Annotated in this window: 16 protein-coding genes; 9 read left to right on the top strand and 7 right to left on the bottom strand. The window is 67.2% G+C overall.

Annotated features, from left to right (window positions below; all coding sequences use genetic code 11):
* Positions 1-10: 10 nt before the first annotated feature.
* The 5 genes from queG (at position 11) to plsY (ending at position 4,150) form a co-directional block, all read left to right on the top strand.
* Positions 11-1,306, top strand: coding sequence for a tRNA epoxyqueuosine(34) reductase QueG (queG, locus tag AC3AP7_RS13315; RefSeq protein WP_475762257.1), 1,296 nt, complete (start codon positions 11-13; stop codon positions 1,304-1,306).
* 159 nt (positions 1,307-1,465) lie between these two features.
* The gene (locus AC3AP7_RS13310; RefSeq protein ID WP_475762259.1) at positions 1,466-1,933 is read left to right on the top strand and encodes a methylated-DNA--[protein]-cysteine S-methyltransferase; all 468 of its coding nucleotides are present in this window, start codon (positions 1,466-1,468) and stop codon (positions 1,931-1,933) included.
* Positions 1,930-2,862 (top strand): site-specific tyrosine recombinase XerD, encoded by a 933-nt coding sequence (gene xerD / locus AC3AP7_RS13305; protein WP_475762261.1) that lies wholly within the window; start codon positions 1,930-1,932, stop codon positions 2,860-2,862. Before AC3AP7_RS13310 ends, xerD begins: the two co-directional genes overlap by 4 nt.
* A gap of 67 nt (positions 2,863-2,929) precedes the next feature.
* A complete protein-coding gene (locus AC3AP7_RS13300; RefSeq protein WP_475762263.1) occupies positions 2,930-3,421 on the top strand; it encodes an aminoacyl-tRNA deacylase in 492 nt (163 codons plus the stop codon).
* Between the two features lie 120 nt (positions 3,422-3,541).
* The gene (gene plsY / locus AC3AP7_RS13295; protein ID WP_475762265.1) at positions 3,542-4,150 is read left to right on the top strand and encodes a glycerol-3-phosphate 1-O-acyltransferase PlsY; all 609 of its coding nucleotides are present in this window, start codon (positions 3,542-3,544) and stop codon (positions 4,148-4,150) included.
* A 57-nt stretch (positions 4,151-4,207) separates the two neighbouring features.
* On the opposite strand, the gene AC3AP7_RS13290 is transcribed toward plsY, so the two are convergent.
* The gene (locus AC3AP7_RS13290; protein WP_475762268.1) at positions 4,208-4,693 is read right to left on the bottom strand and encodes a YajQ family cyclic di-GMP-binding protein; all 486 of its coding nucleotides are present in this window, start codon (positions 4,691-4,693) and stop codon (positions 4,208-4,210) included.
* 166 nt (positions 4,694-4,859) lie between these two features.
* Between AC3AP7_RS13290 and murB the strand changes: the two genes are divergently transcribed.
* Positions 4,860-5,903 carry a UDP-N-acetylmuramate dehydrogenase gene (murB, locus tag AC3AP7_RS13285; RefSeq protein ID WP_475762270.1) on the top strand — a complete coding sequence of 348 codons (1,044 nt, stop codon included), beginning with the start codon at positions 4,860-4,862 and terminating at the stop codon, positions 5,901-5,903.
* 128 nt (positions 5,904-6,031) lie between these two features.
* On the opposite strand, the gene AC3AP7_RS13280 is transcribed toward murB, so the two are convergent.
* Positions 6,032-7,258 (bottom strand): argininosuccinate synthase, encoded by a 1,227-nt coding sequence (locus AC3AP7_RS13280; protein ID WP_475762272.1) that lies wholly within the window; start codon positions 7,256-7,258, stop codon positions 6,032-6,034.
* Positions 7,259-7,428: 170 nt separating this feature from the next.
* Positions 7,429-8,358 (bottom strand): ornithine carbamoyltransferase, encoded by a 930-nt coding sequence (argF, locus tag AC3AP7_RS13275; RefSeq protein ID WP_475762274.1) that lies wholly within the window; start codon positions 8,356-8,358, stop codon positions 7,429-7,431.
* A 322-nt stretch (positions 8,359-8,680) separates the two neighbouring features.
* Here argF and AC3AP7_RS13270 point away from each other — a divergent pair, with 322 nt between their 5' ends.
* Positions 8,681-9,019: a DUF3579 domain-containing protein gene (locus AC3AP7_RS13270; protein ID WP_475762276.1), complete on the top strand. Its 339-nt coding sequence runs from the start codon at positions 8,681-8,683 to the stop codon at positions 9,017-9,019.
* Positions 9,020-9,190: 171 nt separating this feature from the next.
* Here the strand turns inward: AC3AP7_RS13270 and rpsT are convergent, their stop codons facing one another.
* Entirely contained in the window at positions 9,191-9,469 is a 279-nt protein-coding gene (gene rpsT / locus AC3AP7_RS13265; RefSeq protein ID WP_475762278.1) for a 30S ribosomal protein S20, read from the bottom strand.
* A 501-nt stretch (positions 9,470-9,970) separates the two neighbouring features.
* Between rpsT and murJ the strand changes: the two genes are divergently transcribed.
* Both murJ and AC3AP7_RS13255 read left to right on the top strand, forming a co-directional pair.
* Entirely contained in the window at positions 9,971-11,521 is a 1,551-nt protein-coding gene (gene murJ, locus AC3AP7_RS13260; protein WP_475762280.1) for a murein biosynthesis integral membrane protein MurJ, read from the top strand.
* Positions 11,518-12,369, top strand: coding sequence for a SirB1 family protein (locus AC3AP7_RS13255; protein WP_475762282.1), 852 nt, complete (start codon positions 11,518-11,520; stop codon positions 12,367-12,369). The genes murJ and AC3AP7_RS13255 overlap by 4 nt, the downstream gene beginning before the upstream one ends.
* A gap of 83 nt (positions 12,370-12,452) precedes the next feature.
* Here the strand turns inward: AC3AP7_RS13255 and AC3AP7_RS13250 are convergent, their stop codons facing one another.
* From AC3AP7_RS13250 to kdsB, 3 genes are all read right to left on the bottom strand, one after another.
* Positions 12,453-13,211, bottom strand: a complete 759-nt coding sequence (locus tag AC3AP7_RS13250) for a 3-hydroxyacyl-CoA dehydrogenase (protein ID WP_475762284.1) — start codon at positions 13,209-13,211, stop codon at positions 12,453-12,455.
* A gap of 393 nt (positions 13,212-13,604) precedes the next feature.
* A complete protein-coding gene (gene adk, locus AC3AP7_RS13245; protein WP_475762286.1) occupies positions 13,605-14,270 on the bottom strand; it encodes an adenylate kinase in 666 nt (221 codons plus the stop codon).
* A 240-nt stretch (positions 14,271-14,510) separates the two neighbouring features.
* A complete protein-coding gene (gene kdsB, locus AC3AP7_RS13240; protein ID WP_475762288.1) occupies positions 14,511-15,317 on the bottom strand; it encodes a 3-deoxy-manno-octulosonate cytidylyltransferase in 807 nt (268 codons plus the stop codon).
* Between the last annotated feature and the right edge of the window lie 316 nt (positions 15,318-15,633).

The raw sequence follows: 15,633 nt of genomic DNA, 5'->3' as shown, positions 1-15,633 counted from the left end.
AAATGGCGTGATGAACCGAAGTCCGGAGTCCCTCGTTTCGTGCACGTCCGCGTCCGGTGACGACGCGCGTGCGATGCGTCAATTCGATGAAGCGGCGCTGGCTGCGCTTGCGCTGCGCATCAAGGCCTGGGGCCGCGAACTGGGTTTCGGGGCGGTCGGCATCAGCGATACCGATCTAGGCTCGGCCGAGGCGGGACTCGCCGCGTGGCTCGCAGCGGGCTGCCATGGCGAGATGGATTATATGGCCAAACATGGGATGAAACGCGCGCGGCCCGCAGAGCTTGTGGCCCATACGCGACGTGTGATCTCGGTGCGCATGGCCTATTTGCCGACTGACGCCCTGCACCGCGCGCACGACGGAAAGGCCTGCGAAAGCGCCCTGCAGCGCGCATCGAAACCCGGCGAAAGCTCGCACGACGCGTCCCCGGCCGCGAGCGGCACCGCTGCGTCGTGGCGCGCGCACGAGCATGCGCGGCTCGCCGACCCCGCTGCGGCGGTGGTTTCGCTGTATGCGCGCGGCCGCGATTATCACAAGGTGATGCGCGGCAGACTGCAACAGCTTGCCGAAAGAATCGAAGGGGAGATCGGGGCGTACGGGTATCGCGTGTTCACCGATTCGGCGCCGGTGCTTGAAGTCGAGCTTGCGCAAAAGGCCGGCATCGGCTGGCGCGGCAAACACACGCTGTTGCTCCAGCGCGACGCCGGCTCGCTGTTTTTTCTCGGCGAGATCTACGTCGACATCCCGCTGCCGACCGATGCCTCGCGTGTGTCCGCGCAGGCGCCGGCGCGGTCCGGCGAGCACTGCGGCACCTGCACGCGCTGCATCGCCGCGTGTCCGACCGGTGCGATCGTGGGGCCATACAAGGTCGACGCGCGGCGCTGCATCTCGTACCTGACGATCGAACTGAAGGGCAGCATTCCGCACGAACTGCGCCCGCTGATCGGCAATCGCGTGTACGGGTGCGATGACTGCCAGCTGGTGTGCCCGTGGAACAAGTTCGCGCAGGCGGCGCCCGTCGACGATTTCGACGTGCGGCACGGGCTCGATCGCGCTTCGCTCGTCGAACTGTTCGGATGGAGCGCGCAGGACTTCGACGCGCGGATGCAGGGCAGCGCGATTCGCCGCATCGGTCATGAGCGCTGGCTGCGCAATCTGGCCGTCGCGCTCGGCAATGCGCTGCGTGCGTCGCCGGGCAGCGTCGCCGACGATACGCGCGCGGCGATGATCGCGGCCTTGCGGGCGCGCGCGGAGGATGCGTCGCCGCTCGTGCGCGAGCACGTCGCGTGGGCGCTTGAAGCTGCGTGACGCCGCACGAGGCCGCCTGAACCCGCCTGAACGCGCTTGAGGCTGCTTGAAGCCGCTTGAGGCCGCTTGAAGCCGCCCGCGCGCGCAGCGTACAGTAGCGGGATGCCGGCGCCGGCGGACTCCGCGCCGGCCGGTTCACGCAACCTGGGCAAGCCAATCATGTATCACGCTGTGATCGAAGCGCCGTTCTGCAAGATCGGCATCCGTATCGAGGCCGATGCGGTCCGCGAGATCGTCTACCTGCCGGAAGCGGTGGCGGCGCTCGCGCCTGCCACGCCGCTCGCGCGCGAGGCCGCTGCGCAGATCCGGCGTTACCTGGAGCAGGCGTCGGCCGGCTTCGATCTGCCGCTCGCGACCTTCGGCACAGCGTTCCAGCGGCGTGTCTGGGCCGCGATCGCGGAGATTCCGCGCGGCGCCGTGCTGACTTACGGGCAACTGGCCGAGCGCGTCGGTGCGGTGCCGCGCGCGGTCGGGCAGGCGTGCGGCGCGAACGCGCTGCCGCTCGTGATTCCCTGTCATCGCGTGGTCGCCGCGCGCGGTCTCGGGGGGTTCGCGCACCACACGGATGGCTATCTGCTGAAGGTCAAGCGCTGGCTGCTCGCGCACGAAGAGGATGGCCTGCTATGAGCGACAGGGCGCTGGAGGGTGTCGCCGCATCGCCGCTGCGGGACACGAGTCTTGCCTCGATCGATGCGTTCTGCGACGCGCTGTGGCTCGAACACGGGCTGTCGCGCAACACGCTCGATGCGTACCGGCGCGACTTGCGGCTCTTTTGCGAATGGCTCGTGCCACACCGTCAGGCGTCGCTCGATACGGTGAGCGAAGCGGATCTCGCCGCCTATAGCGTGGTGCGGCAAAAGGACAAATCGACCTCGGCGAACCGGCGCCTGTCGGTGTTCCGGCGCTACTACGCCTGGGCGGTGCGCGAGCATCGCATCGCCGCGGATCCGACGCTGCGGATCCGGTCGGCGAAACAGCCGGCGCGGTTCCCGTCGACGTTGAGCGAAGCGCAGGTCGAAGCGCTGCTGGGCGCGCCCGACGTCGACACGCCGCTCGGTCTGCGCGACCGCACGATGCTCGAACTGATGTATGCGAGCGGTTTGCGCGTGAGCGAGCTGGTCACGTTAAAGACCGTGGAAGTCGGCCTCAACGAGGGCGTGGTGCGCGTGATGGGCAAGGGGGCGAAAGAGCGCCTCGTGCCGTTCGGCGAGGAAGCGCACGGCTGGATCGAGCGGTATCTGCGCGAGGCGCGCCCCGCGCTGCTCGGCGCGCGCGCGGCCGATGCGCTGTTCGTCACCGCGCGCGCCGAAGGCATGACCCGCCAGCAGTTCTGGAACATCATCAAGCGGCACGCGGCCGCGGCGGACGTGCACGCGCCGCTGTCGCCGCATACGCTGCGGCATGCGTTCGCCACGCATCTGCTCAATCATGGCGCGGACCTGCGCGTCGTGCAGCTGCTGCTCGGTCACTCGGACATCTCGACGACGCAGATCTACACGCACGTCGCGCGCGAGCGGCTGAAGGTGCTGCACGCGACCCATCATCCGCGCGGCTGAGCGGCGCACGGCCGGTTCGCGGGCGCGACGGACGCCGTCGCCCCGTCGCGCCGTTTACAATGCGCCGATGAGCAAATCCCGACACGTCTCCGAAACGCCCGCCACGCAGTTTCTGCGCCGCCATGGCGTCGCTTTCGGCGAGCACCCTTACGATTACGTCGAGCACGGCGGCACCGCCGAATCGGCACGCCAGTTGCAGGTCGACGAGCATCATGTCGTCAAGACGCTCGTGATGGAAGACGAGCAGGCAAAGCCGCTGATCGTGCTGATGCACGGCGATCGCACCGTGTCGACCCGCAACCTTGCGCGCCAGATCGGCGTGAAGCGCGTCGAGCCGTGCAAGCCCGAGGTCGCAAACCGCCATTCCGGCTACCTCATTGGCGGCACGTCGCCGTTTGCGACCCGCAAGGCGATGCCCGTCTACGTGGAAGCCAGCATCCTCGCGCTCGAACGCGTCTGGCTGAACGGCGGCCGGCGCGGCTTTCTCGTGAGCCTCGATCCGCAGGTGCTGACGGCGTTGCTCGGCGCGCAGCCGGTGCAATGCGCGAACCTCGACTAGGGGCGCGCGGCGATGCCGGTGCGCTTCGGTAGAATAGGGCCCGTTTCGCGTGCGGCAGCCGTTCGGGCCTGCGGGCGCGGCGCCGTTTCACCCTGACAAGAGACCTGGAAGAGACTCCCGATGCACAACCTGATCGTTGCCGTCGCTGCCTACCTGATCGGTTCGGTTTCGTTTGCCGTGATCGTCAGCGCCGCGATGGGGCTGGCCGACCCGCGCTCATACGGCTCGAAGAACCCCGGCGCCACGAATGTGCTGCGCAGCGGCAACAAGGTTGCCGCCATCCTGACGCTGCTGGGCGACGCGCTCAAGGGTTGGCTCGCGGTCTGGCTCGTCAGCCATTTCGGTCCGCGCTACGGCCTCGGCCCGGACGCGGTCGCGCTGGCCGCGATTGCGGTCTTTCTCGGCCACCTGTATCCGGTGTTCTTCCGCTTCAAGGGCGGCAAGGGCGTGGCGACGGCCGCCGGCGTGCTGCTCGCGATCCATCCGGTGCTGGGCGTGGCGACGCTGCTGACCTGGCTCATCATCGCGTTCTTTTTCCGTTATTCGTCGCTGGCGGCGCTCGTTGCAGCGGTCTTTGCGCCGCTGTACGACGGCTTCCTGTTCGGCACGAACGTCGTGGCGCTAGCGGTCGTCGCGATGAGCGCGCTGCTCATCTGGCGGCATCGCGCCAATATCGCGAAGCTGATGGCGGGGCAGGAAAGCCGGATCGGCGACAAGAAGAAGGCCTAGCCGCCGGCCGCGATCGGTCCGCTCGCGCGGGCGCACGTCCGCCCGCGGTGGCGCGGCTCAGTCGCGGAAGTTGTTGAAGTCGAGCGGCGTGTCGCTCACGTCCTTGCGCAGCATCGCAATGACGCTTTGCAGGTCGTCGCGCTTCGTGCCCGACACGCGTACCGCGTCGCCCTGGATGCTGGCCTGCACCTTGATCTTGCTGTCCTTGACGAGCTTGACGATCTTCTTGGCCAGATCGCCGGACACGCCTTTTTTCACGGTGACGACCTGCTTGACCTTGTCGCCGCCGATCTTCTCGATCTTGCCGTAATCCAGAAAGCGCACGTCGACGTTGCGCTTGGCCATCTTCGAGATCAGCACGTCCTTGACCTGGCCGAGCTTGAAGTCGTCGTCGGCGAACAGCGTCAGTTCGTGCTCCTTGTGCTCGACCCGCGCATCCGAACCCTTGAAGTCGAAACGGGTGGAAATCTCCTTGTTGGATTGCTCGATCGCGTTCTTGACTTCGATCATGTTGGCTTCGCAGACGACGTCAAACGATGGCATTGCATTCTCCCAAAGTGCTGCGACGCGCGGCGTGCTCGCCTCGCCGGTGAGGCGCGGCGCTGTCGCTATAATCGTGGACTGGCGTTATTTTACCGATGCCGCTCTTTTTTGCCCAAGGTCGCCGCGCGGCGCCAGCGGGCGCGCCGCCGACCGTTTTCCGATTCCGATGTCCCATTCCGACTCCGTCTCTTTCACGCACGGCTATTCGCTGCAGCCGCACAACACGTTTGGCTTCGATGTTCGCGCGCGGCTTGCCTGTCCGATCGCGCACGAATCGCAGCTGCTCGCGGCAGTGCGCGATCCGCGCGCCGCGGACCTGCCGCGGCTCGTGCTGGGCGGCGGCAGCAACGTCGTGCTGACGCGCGACTTCGACGGCCTGGCGCTGCTGATCGCGCTGCGCGGCCGCCGGGTCGCGCGCGAGGACGCGGATGCGTGGTATGTCGAGGCCGCGGCCGGGGAAAACTGGCACGCGTTCGTCGCGTGGACGCTCGCAACGGGCATGCCCGGGCTTGAGAACCTCGCGCTGATTCCGGGGACGGTCGGCGCGGCGCCGATCCAGAACATCGGCGCGTACGGGCTGGAAATGGGCGAGCGTTTCGTGTCGCTGCGCGCGCTCGAACTCGCAAGCGGAGAGACGGTCGAGCTGGATGCGCAAGCGTGCCAGTTCGGGTATCGCGACAGCTTTTTCAAGCGCGACGGCCGCGATCGTTTCGTGATTCTGTCGGTGACGTTCCGCTTGCCGAAGCGCTGGGCGCCGCGCGCGGGATACGCGGACATTGCGCGGGCGCTCGCCGGGGCGCGCGACGGCGACGCGACCGCGCCTACGCCGCAGGCCGTCTTCGACGCGGTGGTCGCGGTGCGCCGCGCGAAACTGCCGGATCCGCTGCAGCTCGGCAACGCGGGCAGCTTCTTCAAGAATCCGGTGGTCGAGACCGCGCATTTCGAGCGGTTGCGGCAGCAGGAGCCGGAGCTCGTGTCGTATCGCCAGCCGGACGGGCGCGTGAAGCTCGCGGCCGGCTGGCTGATCGACCGGTGCGGCTGGAAGGGACGCACGCTCGGCGAGGCGGCGGTGCACGAACGCCAGGCGCTGGTGCTCGTGAATCGCGGCGGCGCGAGCGGCGCGCAGGTGCTCGCGCTTGCGCGCGCGATCCAGCAGGACGTGCGCGCGCGCTTCGGCGTCGAACTCGAAGCCGAGCCGGTGGTGCTGTAGCGCGGCCGATCGCCGACGGCCATGTTCGACGCGCAAAGAAAAAGCGCCAGGCTTTCGCCTGGCGCCTGCTTCGATCTGCCGTGGACCCAGCGCGGACCTGCCCGCGCCCGCGCGCGGCGGCGAGCCGCCTAGCCGCGCTGGCGGCGTGCGTTTTCCGCGATACGCATGCGCAGCGCATTCAGCTTGATGAAGCCGCCGGCGTCGGCCTGGTTGTACGCGCCGCCGTCGTCGTCGAAGGTCGCGATGGTCTTGTCGAACAGCGTGTCCTTCGAGTCGCGCGCCACCACCGACACGCCGCCCTTGTAGAGCTTCACGCGCACCCAGCCGTTGACCTTGTCCTGCGTGTGGTCGATCAGCACCTGCAGTGCGCGGCGCTCCGGGCTCCACCAGTAGCCGTTGTAGATCAGCGACGCATAGCGCGCCATCAGATCGTCCTTCAGGTGTGCAACTTCGCGGTCGAGCGTGATCGACTCGATGCCGCGGTGCGCCTTCAGCATGATCGTGCCGCCGGGGGTTTCGTAGCAGCCGCGCGACTTCATGCCGACGTAGCGATTTTCGACGAGGTCGAGACGGCCGATGCCGTGCTTGCCGCCGAGGCGGTTCAGTTCGGTCAGCATGTCGGCCGGCGACAGGCGCTTGCCGTTCAGCGCAACCGGGTCGCCGTGCTCATATTCGATGTCCACGTATTCCGGCTGGTCCGGCGCCTGCTCCGGCGCGACCGTCCAGCGCCACATGTCCGGTTCGGCTTCCGCCTTCGGGTCTTCGAGGTGCCGGCCTTCGAACGAGATGTGCAGCAGGTTCGCGTCCATCGAGTAAGGCGCGCCGCCCTGCTTGTGCTTCATTTCGATCGGAATGCCGGCTTTTTCCGCATACGCGAGCAGTTTTTCGCGCGACAGCAGATCCCACTCGCGCCACGGCGCGATCACCTTGATACCGGGTTCGAGGCCGTAATAGCCAAGCTCGAAGCGCACCTGGTCGTTACCCTTGCCGGTTGCGCCGTGCGAGACCGCCTGCGCGCCCGACATGCGCGCGATCTCGATCTGGCGCCTGGCGATCAGCGGCCGTGCGATCGACGTGCCGAGCAGATACTCGCCTTCGTAGATCGTGTTCGCGCGGAACATCGGGAACACGAAGTCGCGCACGAACTCTTCGCGCAGGTCTTCGATGTAGATGTTTTCCGGCTTGATGCCCAGTTGCAGGGCCTTCTTGCGCGCCGGTTCCAGCTCTTCGCCCTGGCCGATGTCGGCCGTGAACGTGACGACTTCGGCGTCGTAGTTGTCCTGCAACCACTTCAGGATGACGGAGGTGTCGAGGCCGCCCGAATAGGCGAGCACGACCTTGTTGATATCGCTCATGGTGAACTCGTAGCTGGAAGACTAGTGCGCGCCGGCCGCTCCGGAGCGCGGAAAAAACATTATTTTGACACTAAACCGCCGGTGGCCCGGCGTTTTCGGGTGGCCGCGGCACGCGCCGGCGGCCACGCGTGCCGCCGCCTGCTGCGGCGGCCGCCCGGGGGCGGGCTGGCTCAATGGTTCAGGCGGCCGAGCAGCAGGAACTCCATCAGCGCCTTTTGCACGTGCAGGCGGTTTTCCGCTTCGTCCCAGACGACGCTCTGCGGCCCGTCGATCACCTCGGCCGTGACTTCCTCGCCGCGGTGCGCCGGCAGGCAGTGCATGAAGAGTGCGTCAGGGTTCGCGCGCGCCATCATTTCGGTGTCCACGCACCAGTCGGCGAAGGCCTTCATGCGCGCCTCGTTTTCTTCCTCGAAGCCCATGCTGGTCCAGACGTCCGTGGTGACGAGGTCGGCTCCCGCGCAGGCTTCGTTCGGGTCGGCGAACTCCTCGATGACCGCCAGGCTTCCGGCGGCGAGCCGCGTACGGTCGAGCGCATAGCCCGCCGGGGTGGACAGGCGCAACCGGAAGCCGAGGATCTGCGCCGCTTCGATCCACGTGTACAGCATGTTGTTCGCGTCGCCGACCCACGCGACCGTCTTGCCGCGGATCGGACCGCGATGCTCGTAGAACGTGAACACGTCGGCCAGCACCTGGCACGGGTGATATTCGTTCGTGAGCCCGTTGATGACCGGCACCCGCGAATTCTCGGCGAAGCGCTGCAGGATGTCCTGGCCGAACGTGCGGATCATGATGATGTCGACCATGCGCGAGATTACCTGGGCGGCGTCCTCGATCGGCTCGCCGCGGCCCAGTTGCGTGTCGCGCGTGCTCATGAACACGGCGTGGCCGCCCAGCTGGAAGATGCCGGCCTCGAACGACAGCCGCGTGCGGGTCGAGTTCTTCTCGAAGATCATCGCGAGCGTGCGGTCGTGCAGCGGATGATAGGTCTCGTAGTTCTTGAACTTGCGCTTCAGGATGCGCGCGCGCTCAAGCACGTACTCGTAATCTTCCAGCGAGAAATCGTTGAACTGCAGGTAGTGACGGATTTTCTTGGCGGTCATGAAACAAATACGGCGGTCTCACCCGGCGAAACCGCCGGACGGCGCCGCCGTCGTTTGTGGTAACTGGTTGCAGCATAAAGGATTTCTGCCGGTTTGACGAGTCGGCCAAAAGGCCGGCCGCCCGCGCGCGAACGCGCGCGGCAAGGCGCAAGGGGGCTTGTGTGCAGTGCGGAAAAAGGTCGCCTGAGCTATAATCGCGGGCCGGGAGCCGACATGATTGGCTTCGCGGCGTCTGGCGGCGCGGTCCGCCCGGGCGTGCTCGACGTGTTCAGGCAACCGCATCCGCCGGCGCTCCGCCGGGCTGTCACACAGGTATTCGTACATGGCCGACACACCTCCAACCGAATATTTCATTCAGGGCATCACCAGGGGCGGGAAGAAGTTTCGCCCGAGCGACTGGTCGGAGCGTCTGGCCGGTGTGATGTCCATGTTCGGGCCGAGTGGCAAGGGCCCCAATGCCTACATGAAGTATTCGCAGTACGTGCGCCCGATCCTGCTGGGCGATCTGAAGTGCGTGATTCTCGATTCCCGCCTGCGCGAACTCGAACCCATGGCGTTCGATTTCGTCCTGAACTTCGCGAAGGACAATGACCTGGTGGTCACCGAGGCATGCGAGCTGCCCGCGCATCACGGCACGCAGCAGCCTCAGAAGAAGATCTAGCGCACGCCGCACCACCCGCCAAGGCGGGTTTTTTACGCCTTGACGCCGCTTGCTTGCTGCGTGCCCGCGGGCGACCGGCGGGCGCAACAAAAAAGCCCGCAACAGAGGCGGGCTTTGATGACGCAGCGGACGGAAACAGGAGCCGGCCCGCCGGAGCGGGCCAAGCCGGATTTACTGTGCTGCGGGCGCTTGCAGGCCCTTGACGGCTGCAGCGAGGCGGCTCTTGTGGCGAGCGGCCTTGTTCTTGTGAACGATCTTCTTGTCGGCAATGATGTCGATCGTCTTGGCCGATGCCTTGAAGATCTCGGCAGCCTTGGCGTGGTCGCCGGCTTCGACGGCCTTGCGGACTGCCTTGACCGCGGTGCGGTACTTCGAGCGCAGCGCGGAGTTGTGCGAGTTTGCCTTCGCGGCCTGACGGGCGCGCTTGCGTGCTTGTGCGGAGTTAGCCATAACGGTTCCTTGTCCTGTTCCTGTTTCGCGTATCCGGCGTGCGGACCGGGCGCTGCTTTTGGATCGAACCCCCGGGAGCGATTGCCCGGAAGCGCAAAAATGTCGAATTGTCTGCCCGCTGCTTGCCGCGGCTGATCCGGATCCACGGAACCGGACTCGTGCGGCGGGCGCCTGGCGGGTAACCGCGCAAAACGCCGGACAGCTTCTTTCGACGCGCTCGAAAATGCGACGAGCGTCGAAACCCGCGATTATAGCAACAATGCCCCGCATCTGGCAAACGCAAATATGTATCCGGGCGGCGACCGGTGAGCGCGCCGGGCGGGCGTTCAGACTGGCCGGGCGCGATGCGCGGCCGCGGCTGCGGCCGTGCGGCAGGCCCGGGCCGCGGCCGCGCGGCGCGCGCGGGCTGCGCGGCGTGCGTGAACGTCCGGCGGTCAAACGGGTCCGATACGCGTCCCGGCGGCTCGACCGCCCGCAGCGCACCCGTATAATGAGCGCCCCATGAATCTAATTCGAGCCCTGCTGACGGTCAGCGGCTTCACGCTGCTGTCGCGCGTGACCGGTCTGGCCCGCGAGACGCTGATCGCCCGCGCGTTCGGCGCGAGCCAGTTCACCGACGCATTCTACGTCGCGTTTCGCATCCCGAACCTGCTGCGGCGCATTTCCGCGGAAGGTGCGTTTTCGCAGGCATTCGTGCCGATCCTTGCGGAGTTCAAGAACCAGCAGGGTCACGACGCGACCAAGCTGCTTGTCGACGCGACCTCGACCGTGCTCGCGTGGGCGCTCGTCGTCCTGTCGGTGCTCGGCGTGCTGGGCGCCGGGGGCGTCGTGTTCGTGGTGGCCTCGGGCCTCGAGCACGACGGGCACGCGTACGGACTCGCGGTCACGATGACGCGCATCATGTTTCCGTACATCGTGTTCATTTCGCTCACGTCGCTCGCTTCGAGCGTGCTGAACACGTACAAGAGCTTCTCGGTGCCGGCGTTCGCGCCGGTGCTGCTGAACGTCGCGTTCATCGGCGCCGCGGTGTTCGTCGCGCCGCATCTGAAGACGCCAGTCTACGCGCTGGCGGGCGCGGTGATCGTCGGCGGCGTGTTGCAGTTCATCGTGCAGCTGCCGGCGCTGAAGAAGATCGACATGGTGCCGCGCATCGGCCTGAATCCGGTGCGCGCGCTGGCGCACCGGGGCGTGAAGCGGGTGCTCGCGAAGATGGTGCCCGCGATGTTCGCGGTGTCGGTCGCGCAGATCAGCCTGATCATCAACACCAACATCGCGTCGCGCATCGGCCCGGGCGCCGTGTCGTGGATCAACTACGCGGACCGGCTGATGGAGTTTCCGACCGCGCTGCTCGGCGTCGCGCTCGGCACGATCCTGCTGCCGAGCCTGTCGCGCGCGCACGTGGACGCGGATCCCCATGAATATTCGTCGCTGCTCGACTGGGGGCTGCGCGTGACGTTCCTGCTCGCCGCGCCGAGCGCGATCGCGCTGTTCTTCTTCGCGGAGCCGCTGACGGCCGTGCTGTTCCACTACGGCAAATTCGACGCGCGCTCGGTCGTGATGGTGGGCCGCGCGCTGTCGGCCTACGGCGTCGGGCTGATCGGGCTGATTCTCATCAAGATCCTCGCGCCGGGCTTCTATGCGAAGCAGGACATCAAGACGCCGGTGAAGATCGGGGTCGGCGTGCTGGTCGTCACGCAGCTGTGCAATCTGGTATTCGTGCCGATCTTCGCGCATGCGGGCCTCACGCTGAGCGTGGGCCTTGGCGCGTGCATGAATGCGCTGCTGCTGCTCATCGGCCTGCGCCGGCGCGGCATTTACACGCCCTCGCGCGGCTGGCCGCTGTTTCTCGTGCAGATGGCGGGTGCTTGCCTCGTGCTCGCGGGCACGATGCACTGGTTTGCGATCAGCTTCGACTGGATCGGCCTGCGCGCGCGGCCCCTCGATCGCATCGCACTGCTGGCGGCGTGTCTCGTGCTGTTTGCTGCGCTATATTTCAGTATGCTGTGGCTAATGGGCTTCAAGTACGCGTATTTCAGAAGGCGGGTGAAGTGATTGCGACGACGCGGGTTCTCGACTATTTCAGTACGCTGGTCGCCGAAGACGATAGTCTGCCGCTGACCGAGGCCGCGCTGTCGCTCGCGCAGGACGCGTATCCGGACCTGGACTTGCAGGGCGTGCTCGCGGAGATCGACGAACTGGTCTTGCGCCTGCGCCGGCGCATGCCGCCCGATGCCGATCTGCGGCAAAAAATCGGCCAGCTCAATCGCTATTTCTTTCGCGAGCTCGGCTTTGTCTGCAACCTCAACGACTACTACGATCCCGACAACAGCCACCTGAACGTGCTGCTCAAGCGCCGCCGCGGCATTCCGATTTCGCTCGCGGTGCTGTACCTGGAGATGGCCGCGCAGCTCGGCATTCCGGTGCGCGGCGTGTCGTTTCCCGGGCATTTCCTGCTGCGCGTGACGACGCCCGAGGGCGACGTGATGCTCGATCCGGCCACCGGCCGCTCGCTGTCGGAGACGGAGATGGTGGAGATGCTGGAGCCGTATGTGACGTCGGTGGGCGACTCGGTGAGCCGCGCGCTGCGCATGCTGCTGCAGCCGGCCACGCGCCGCGAGATCGTCGCGCGGATGCTGCGCAACCTGAAGGCGACCTATCTTCAGACGGAGCGCTGGCAACGGCTGCTTGCCGTGCAGCAGCGGCTCGTGATCCTGCTGCCGGAGAGTATCGAGGAGGTGCGCGACCGCGGCTTTGCGTATGCGCGGCTCGACTATCTGCGCCCGGCGCTCGAAGACCTCGAACGCTATCTGGGCGACCGGCCGGACGCCGAAGACGCCGTGGTGGTCGAATCCCAGCTGCACGAACTGCGGCAGCGCACGCAGCACGACGACCGCGGCTGACGCGCGCCGCCTTGTCCGCTGTATCCCGGCGCGCGCACACGCGCCGCGAGGCGCGCGGGCGGGGCTGCGGCGTGCGTGCGCGGTTACTTCGGCTGCATCCGGATCGCGCCGTCGAGGCGAATCACTTCGCCGTTGAGCATCGGGTTCTCGACGATTTGCTGCGCGAGCATCGCGTATTCGACCGGTTTGCCGAGCCGCGGCGGGAACGGCACCATCGCGCCGAGCGCATCCTGCACTTCCTGCGGCATGCCGAGCAGCATCGGCGTCTCGAAGATGCCGGGGGCGATCGTCATCACGCGAATGCCGTTGCGCGCGAGGTCGCGCGCGATCGGCAGCGTCATGCCGACCACGCCGGCTTTCGACGCCGCGTAGGCGGCCTGGCCGATCTGGCCGTCGAAGGCCGCCACCGACGCCGTATTGATGATCACGCCGCGCTCGCCGCCGGCGTTCGGCGCGTTCTGGGCGATCGCCGCGGCGGCGAGGCGGATCATATTGAAGGTGCCGATCAGGTTGATCGAGATCGTGCGCGTGAACGCGTCGAGCGGGTGGGGGCCATCCTTGCCGACCGTCTTGACGGCGGGCGCGACGCCCGCGCAGTTGATCAGTCCGCGCAGCGGGCCGAGCGCGGTGGCGGCGGCCACCGCGCTGGCCGCGTCGTCTTCGCGGCTCACGTCGCACTTGACGAACGTGCCGCCGAGTTCCTGCGCGAGCGCCTCGCCGGCCTGCTGGTTCAGGTCGGCGAGGACGACCTTGCCGCCCTGCGCCGCCAGCCGTTGCGCTGTCGCGGCGCCGAGGCCCGAAGCGCCGCCGGTGATCAGGAATACGTTGTCGCGAATCTCCATGTGCTCTCTCCTGGGTTCAGGTGTCGTGATATTGGAATAAAAAATCGACGACCGATCGACCGATTGTAGCGGCTATGTTGCAGCGCGGAAAGCACGGGCGCGGCCAGGCCGGCGGCGCTGCGGCCGTGGCGGATCGGCCGGACTGCCTGGGAGGGCGAAGCATCGCGCGAAGCCGCGCGCCTCGGGTAAGCGCGTTGAGCGGGCACCAAGTGGTGCGCTGGGCGGGCACCGGGCACACACTCAATGCTCACCCCATGCGCGCTGAGCGCGCGCAAGGCAGGGGCGGCAGTGCGTCGCACGCGCGAGGCGTGCGCTCCGGCGGAATCCGCCCGGGCCGGCGCGGGCGCGACGTCCGGGGAGCGTCGCGAAAATTGTCGCGAAAGGCGAAGCGGGTTACTTCAGTGCATCGAATGCGCGCGCGCGGATTTCGTCGACCGTGCCGAGTCCGGAGATTGCGCGATATTGCGGCGCCTTCAGGCTGCTCGACGGATCGCCGTTCGTTGCCCAGCCGTTGTAGTACTCGATCAGCGGCTTCGTCTGCGCGACGTAGACATCGAGGCGCTTGCGGACCGTCTCTTCCTTGTCGTCGTCGCGCTGGATCAGCGGCTCGCCGGTCACGTCGTCGACGTTGTCGACCTTCGGCGGGTTGAACTTCACGTGGTATGTGCGGCCCGATGCGGCATGCACGCGACGGCCGCTCATGCGCACGATGATCTCGTCGAACGGCACGTCGATTTCCAGCACGTAGTCGATCGCGACGCCTGCCTGCTTCATTGCCTCGGCCTGCGGCAGCGTGCGCGGGAAGCCGTCGAACAGGTAGCCGTTCGCGCAGTCCGGCTGCTGCAGACGTTCCTTGACCAGATTGATGATCAGCGTGTCGGGCACGAGTTCGCCCGCTTCCATATAACGTTTGGCTTCGACACCGAGCGGCGTGCCGGCTTTCACGGCGGCGCGCAGCATGTCGCCGGTGGAGATCTGCGGAATGCCGAATTTCTCTTTGATGAAGCTGGCCTGGGTGCCCTTGCCGGCGCCCGGCGCACCCAACAGGATCAAACGCATCTGATATCTCCAGATTTCTATGTGAATTCTTTCGCGGCGCGGTGACGTGAAGCGCATCCGCGGTTTCGGTTCGGGGAGTACGACGGCCCGCATCGGGCCAGCCACGGCGAGCCCCGCGCGGCACACCGCAAGGGCGGCGCAGCGGGGACTACCGGCGGGCGGCGGGACAACCGGGGACGAACCCAGACAAACGGATGGTGCGGATGCAGCGCATGACCGGATCGATTATGCCACGGGTTTTTACGCGGACGGACCGAATAGCGCCCGCACGCGGGCCAGATCTTCGGGCGTGTCGACCCCGGGCAGCGGGGCTTCGTGCGTGATGCGCACCGCGATCCGCTCGCCGTGCCACATCGCGCGCAACTGTTCGAGCGCCTCGGCCTGCTCGATCGGCGCGTGGGCGAGATGAGGGTAAGTGCGCAAAAATCCGGTGCGGTACGCATACAGGCCGATATGCCGGTAAACCGCCGCCGGCCCCGGCGGGGCGGGCATCGCGGCGACCTCCGGCCAGTGCGGCTGGTAGGCGTCGCGCATCCACGGAATGGGCGCGCGCGAGAAATACAGCGCGACGCCGCGCGCGTCGAGCACGACCTTGACGACGTTCGGATTGAAGATCTCGGCCGGGTCGGTGATCGGATGGGCGGCCGTCGCGATCGCGCAGCCGGTGCTTGCGGCGAGGTGCGACGCAACGTCGCACACGAGCGCCGGATCGATCAGCGGCTCGTCCCCCTGTACGTTGACGACGATCGTGTCGTCCGACCAGCCGAAGTGTGCGGCGACCTCGGCGAGGCGGTCGGTGCCGGACGGATGATCGGCGCGCGTGAGCACTGCCTCGATGCCGTGTGCGCGCGCGACGTCGAGCACCGCTGGCGCGTCGGATGCGATCAGTACCTGCTGCGCGCCCGAGGCGAGCGCGCGCTGCGCGACGCGCACCACCATCGGCAAGCCGCCGATGTCGGCAAGCGGCTTGTTGGGCAGACGGGTCGACGCAAGCCGCGCGGGCACGACGGCAATGAACGGCGGATGGGAGGGGGCGGCTTCGGTCATCGGCTAGCGGAGCAGAACGGGCAGAAGGGACAGGGGACAGAAGAGACGGCAGGGGCAGCGCGCGGGGCGGCCGGCAGCGGGCGGTGCGCTCCGTCGTTTCGGGCGGCCTGCGCGAGGAGGGGCCGCCGTGGCTCGGGACGCTTCGGCCACCCGGGTCATCGGGCCGCCGGAGCCGCCCGGGATACTCGGGCTACCCGGGAGGCCGCTTGGGCCACCCAAGCCACCCAAGCCACCCAAGCCACCCAAGCCACCCAAGCCACCCAAGCCACCCAAGCCACCCAAGCCACCCAAGCCACCCAAGCCACCCAAGCCACCC

This window comes from Paraburkholderia sp. PAMB 6770 (assembly GCF_057748135.1).
The sequence above is the reverse complement of the archived record's forward strand: the minus strand, read 5'-3'. Positions and strand labels throughout refer to the sequence as shown.

Excerpts from the sequence above, each read along its gene's own strand:
- queG (WP_475762257.1), top strand. The coding sequence starts at position 11 with ATGAACCGAAGTCCGGAGTCCCTCGTTTCGTGCACGTCCGCGTCCGGT.
- AC3AP7_RS13310 (WP_475762259.1), top strand. The coding sequence starts at position 1,466 with ATGTATCACGCTGTGATCGAAGCGCCGTTCTGCAAGATCGGCATCCGT.
- xerD (WP_475762261.1), top strand. The coding sequence starts at position 1,930 with ATGAGCGACAGGGCGCTGGAGGGTGTCGCCGCATCGCCGCTGCGGGAC.
- AC3AP7_RS13300 (WP_475762263.1), top strand. The coding sequence starts at position 2,930 with ATGAGCAAATCCCGACACGTCTCCGAAACGCCCGCCACGCAGTTTCTG.
- plsY (WP_475762265.1), top strand. The coding sequence starts at position 3,542 with ATGCACAACCTGATCGTTGCCGTCGCTGCCTACCTGATCGGTTCGGTT.
- AC3AP7_RS13290 (WP_475762268.1), bottom strand. The coding sequence starts at position 4,693 with ATGCCATCGTTTGACGTCGTCTGCGAAGCCAACATGATCGAAGTCAAG.
- murB (WP_475762270.1), top strand. The coding sequence starts at position 4,860 with ATGTCCCATTCCGACTCCGTCTCTTTCACGCACGGCTATTCGCTGCAG.
- AC3AP7_RS13280 (WP_475762272.1), bottom strand. The coding sequence starts at position 7,258 with ATGAGCGATATCAACAAGGTCGTGCTCGCCTATTCGGGCGGCCTCGAC.
- argF (WP_475762274.1), bottom strand. The coding sequence starts at position 8,358 with ATGACCGCCAAGAAAATCCGTCACTACCTGCAGTTCAACGATTTCTCG.
- AC3AP7_RS13270 (WP_475762276.1), top strand. The coding sequence starts at position 8,681 with ATGGCCGACACACCTCCAACCGAATATTTCATTCAGGGCATCACCAGG.
- rpsT (WP_475762278.1), bottom strand. The coding sequence starts at position 9,469 with ATGGCTAACTCCGCACAAGCACGCAAGCGCGCCCGTCAGGCCGCGAAG.
- murJ (WP_475762280.1), top strand. The coding sequence starts at position 9,971 with ATGAATCTAATTCGAGCCCTGCTGACGGTCAGCGGCTTCACGCTGCTG.
- AC3AP7_RS13250 (WP_475762284.1), bottom strand. The coding sequence starts at position 13,211 with ATGGAGATTCGCGACAACGTATTCCTGATCACCGGCGGCGCTTCGGGC.
- adk (WP_475762286.1), bottom strand. The coding sequence starts at position 14,270 with ATGCGTTTGATCCTGTTGGGTGCGCCGGGCGCCGGCAAGGGCACCCAG.
- kdsB (WP_475762288.1), bottom strand. The coding sequence starts at position 15,317 with ATGACCGAAGCCGCCCCCTCCCATCCGCCGTTCATTGCCGTCGTGCCC.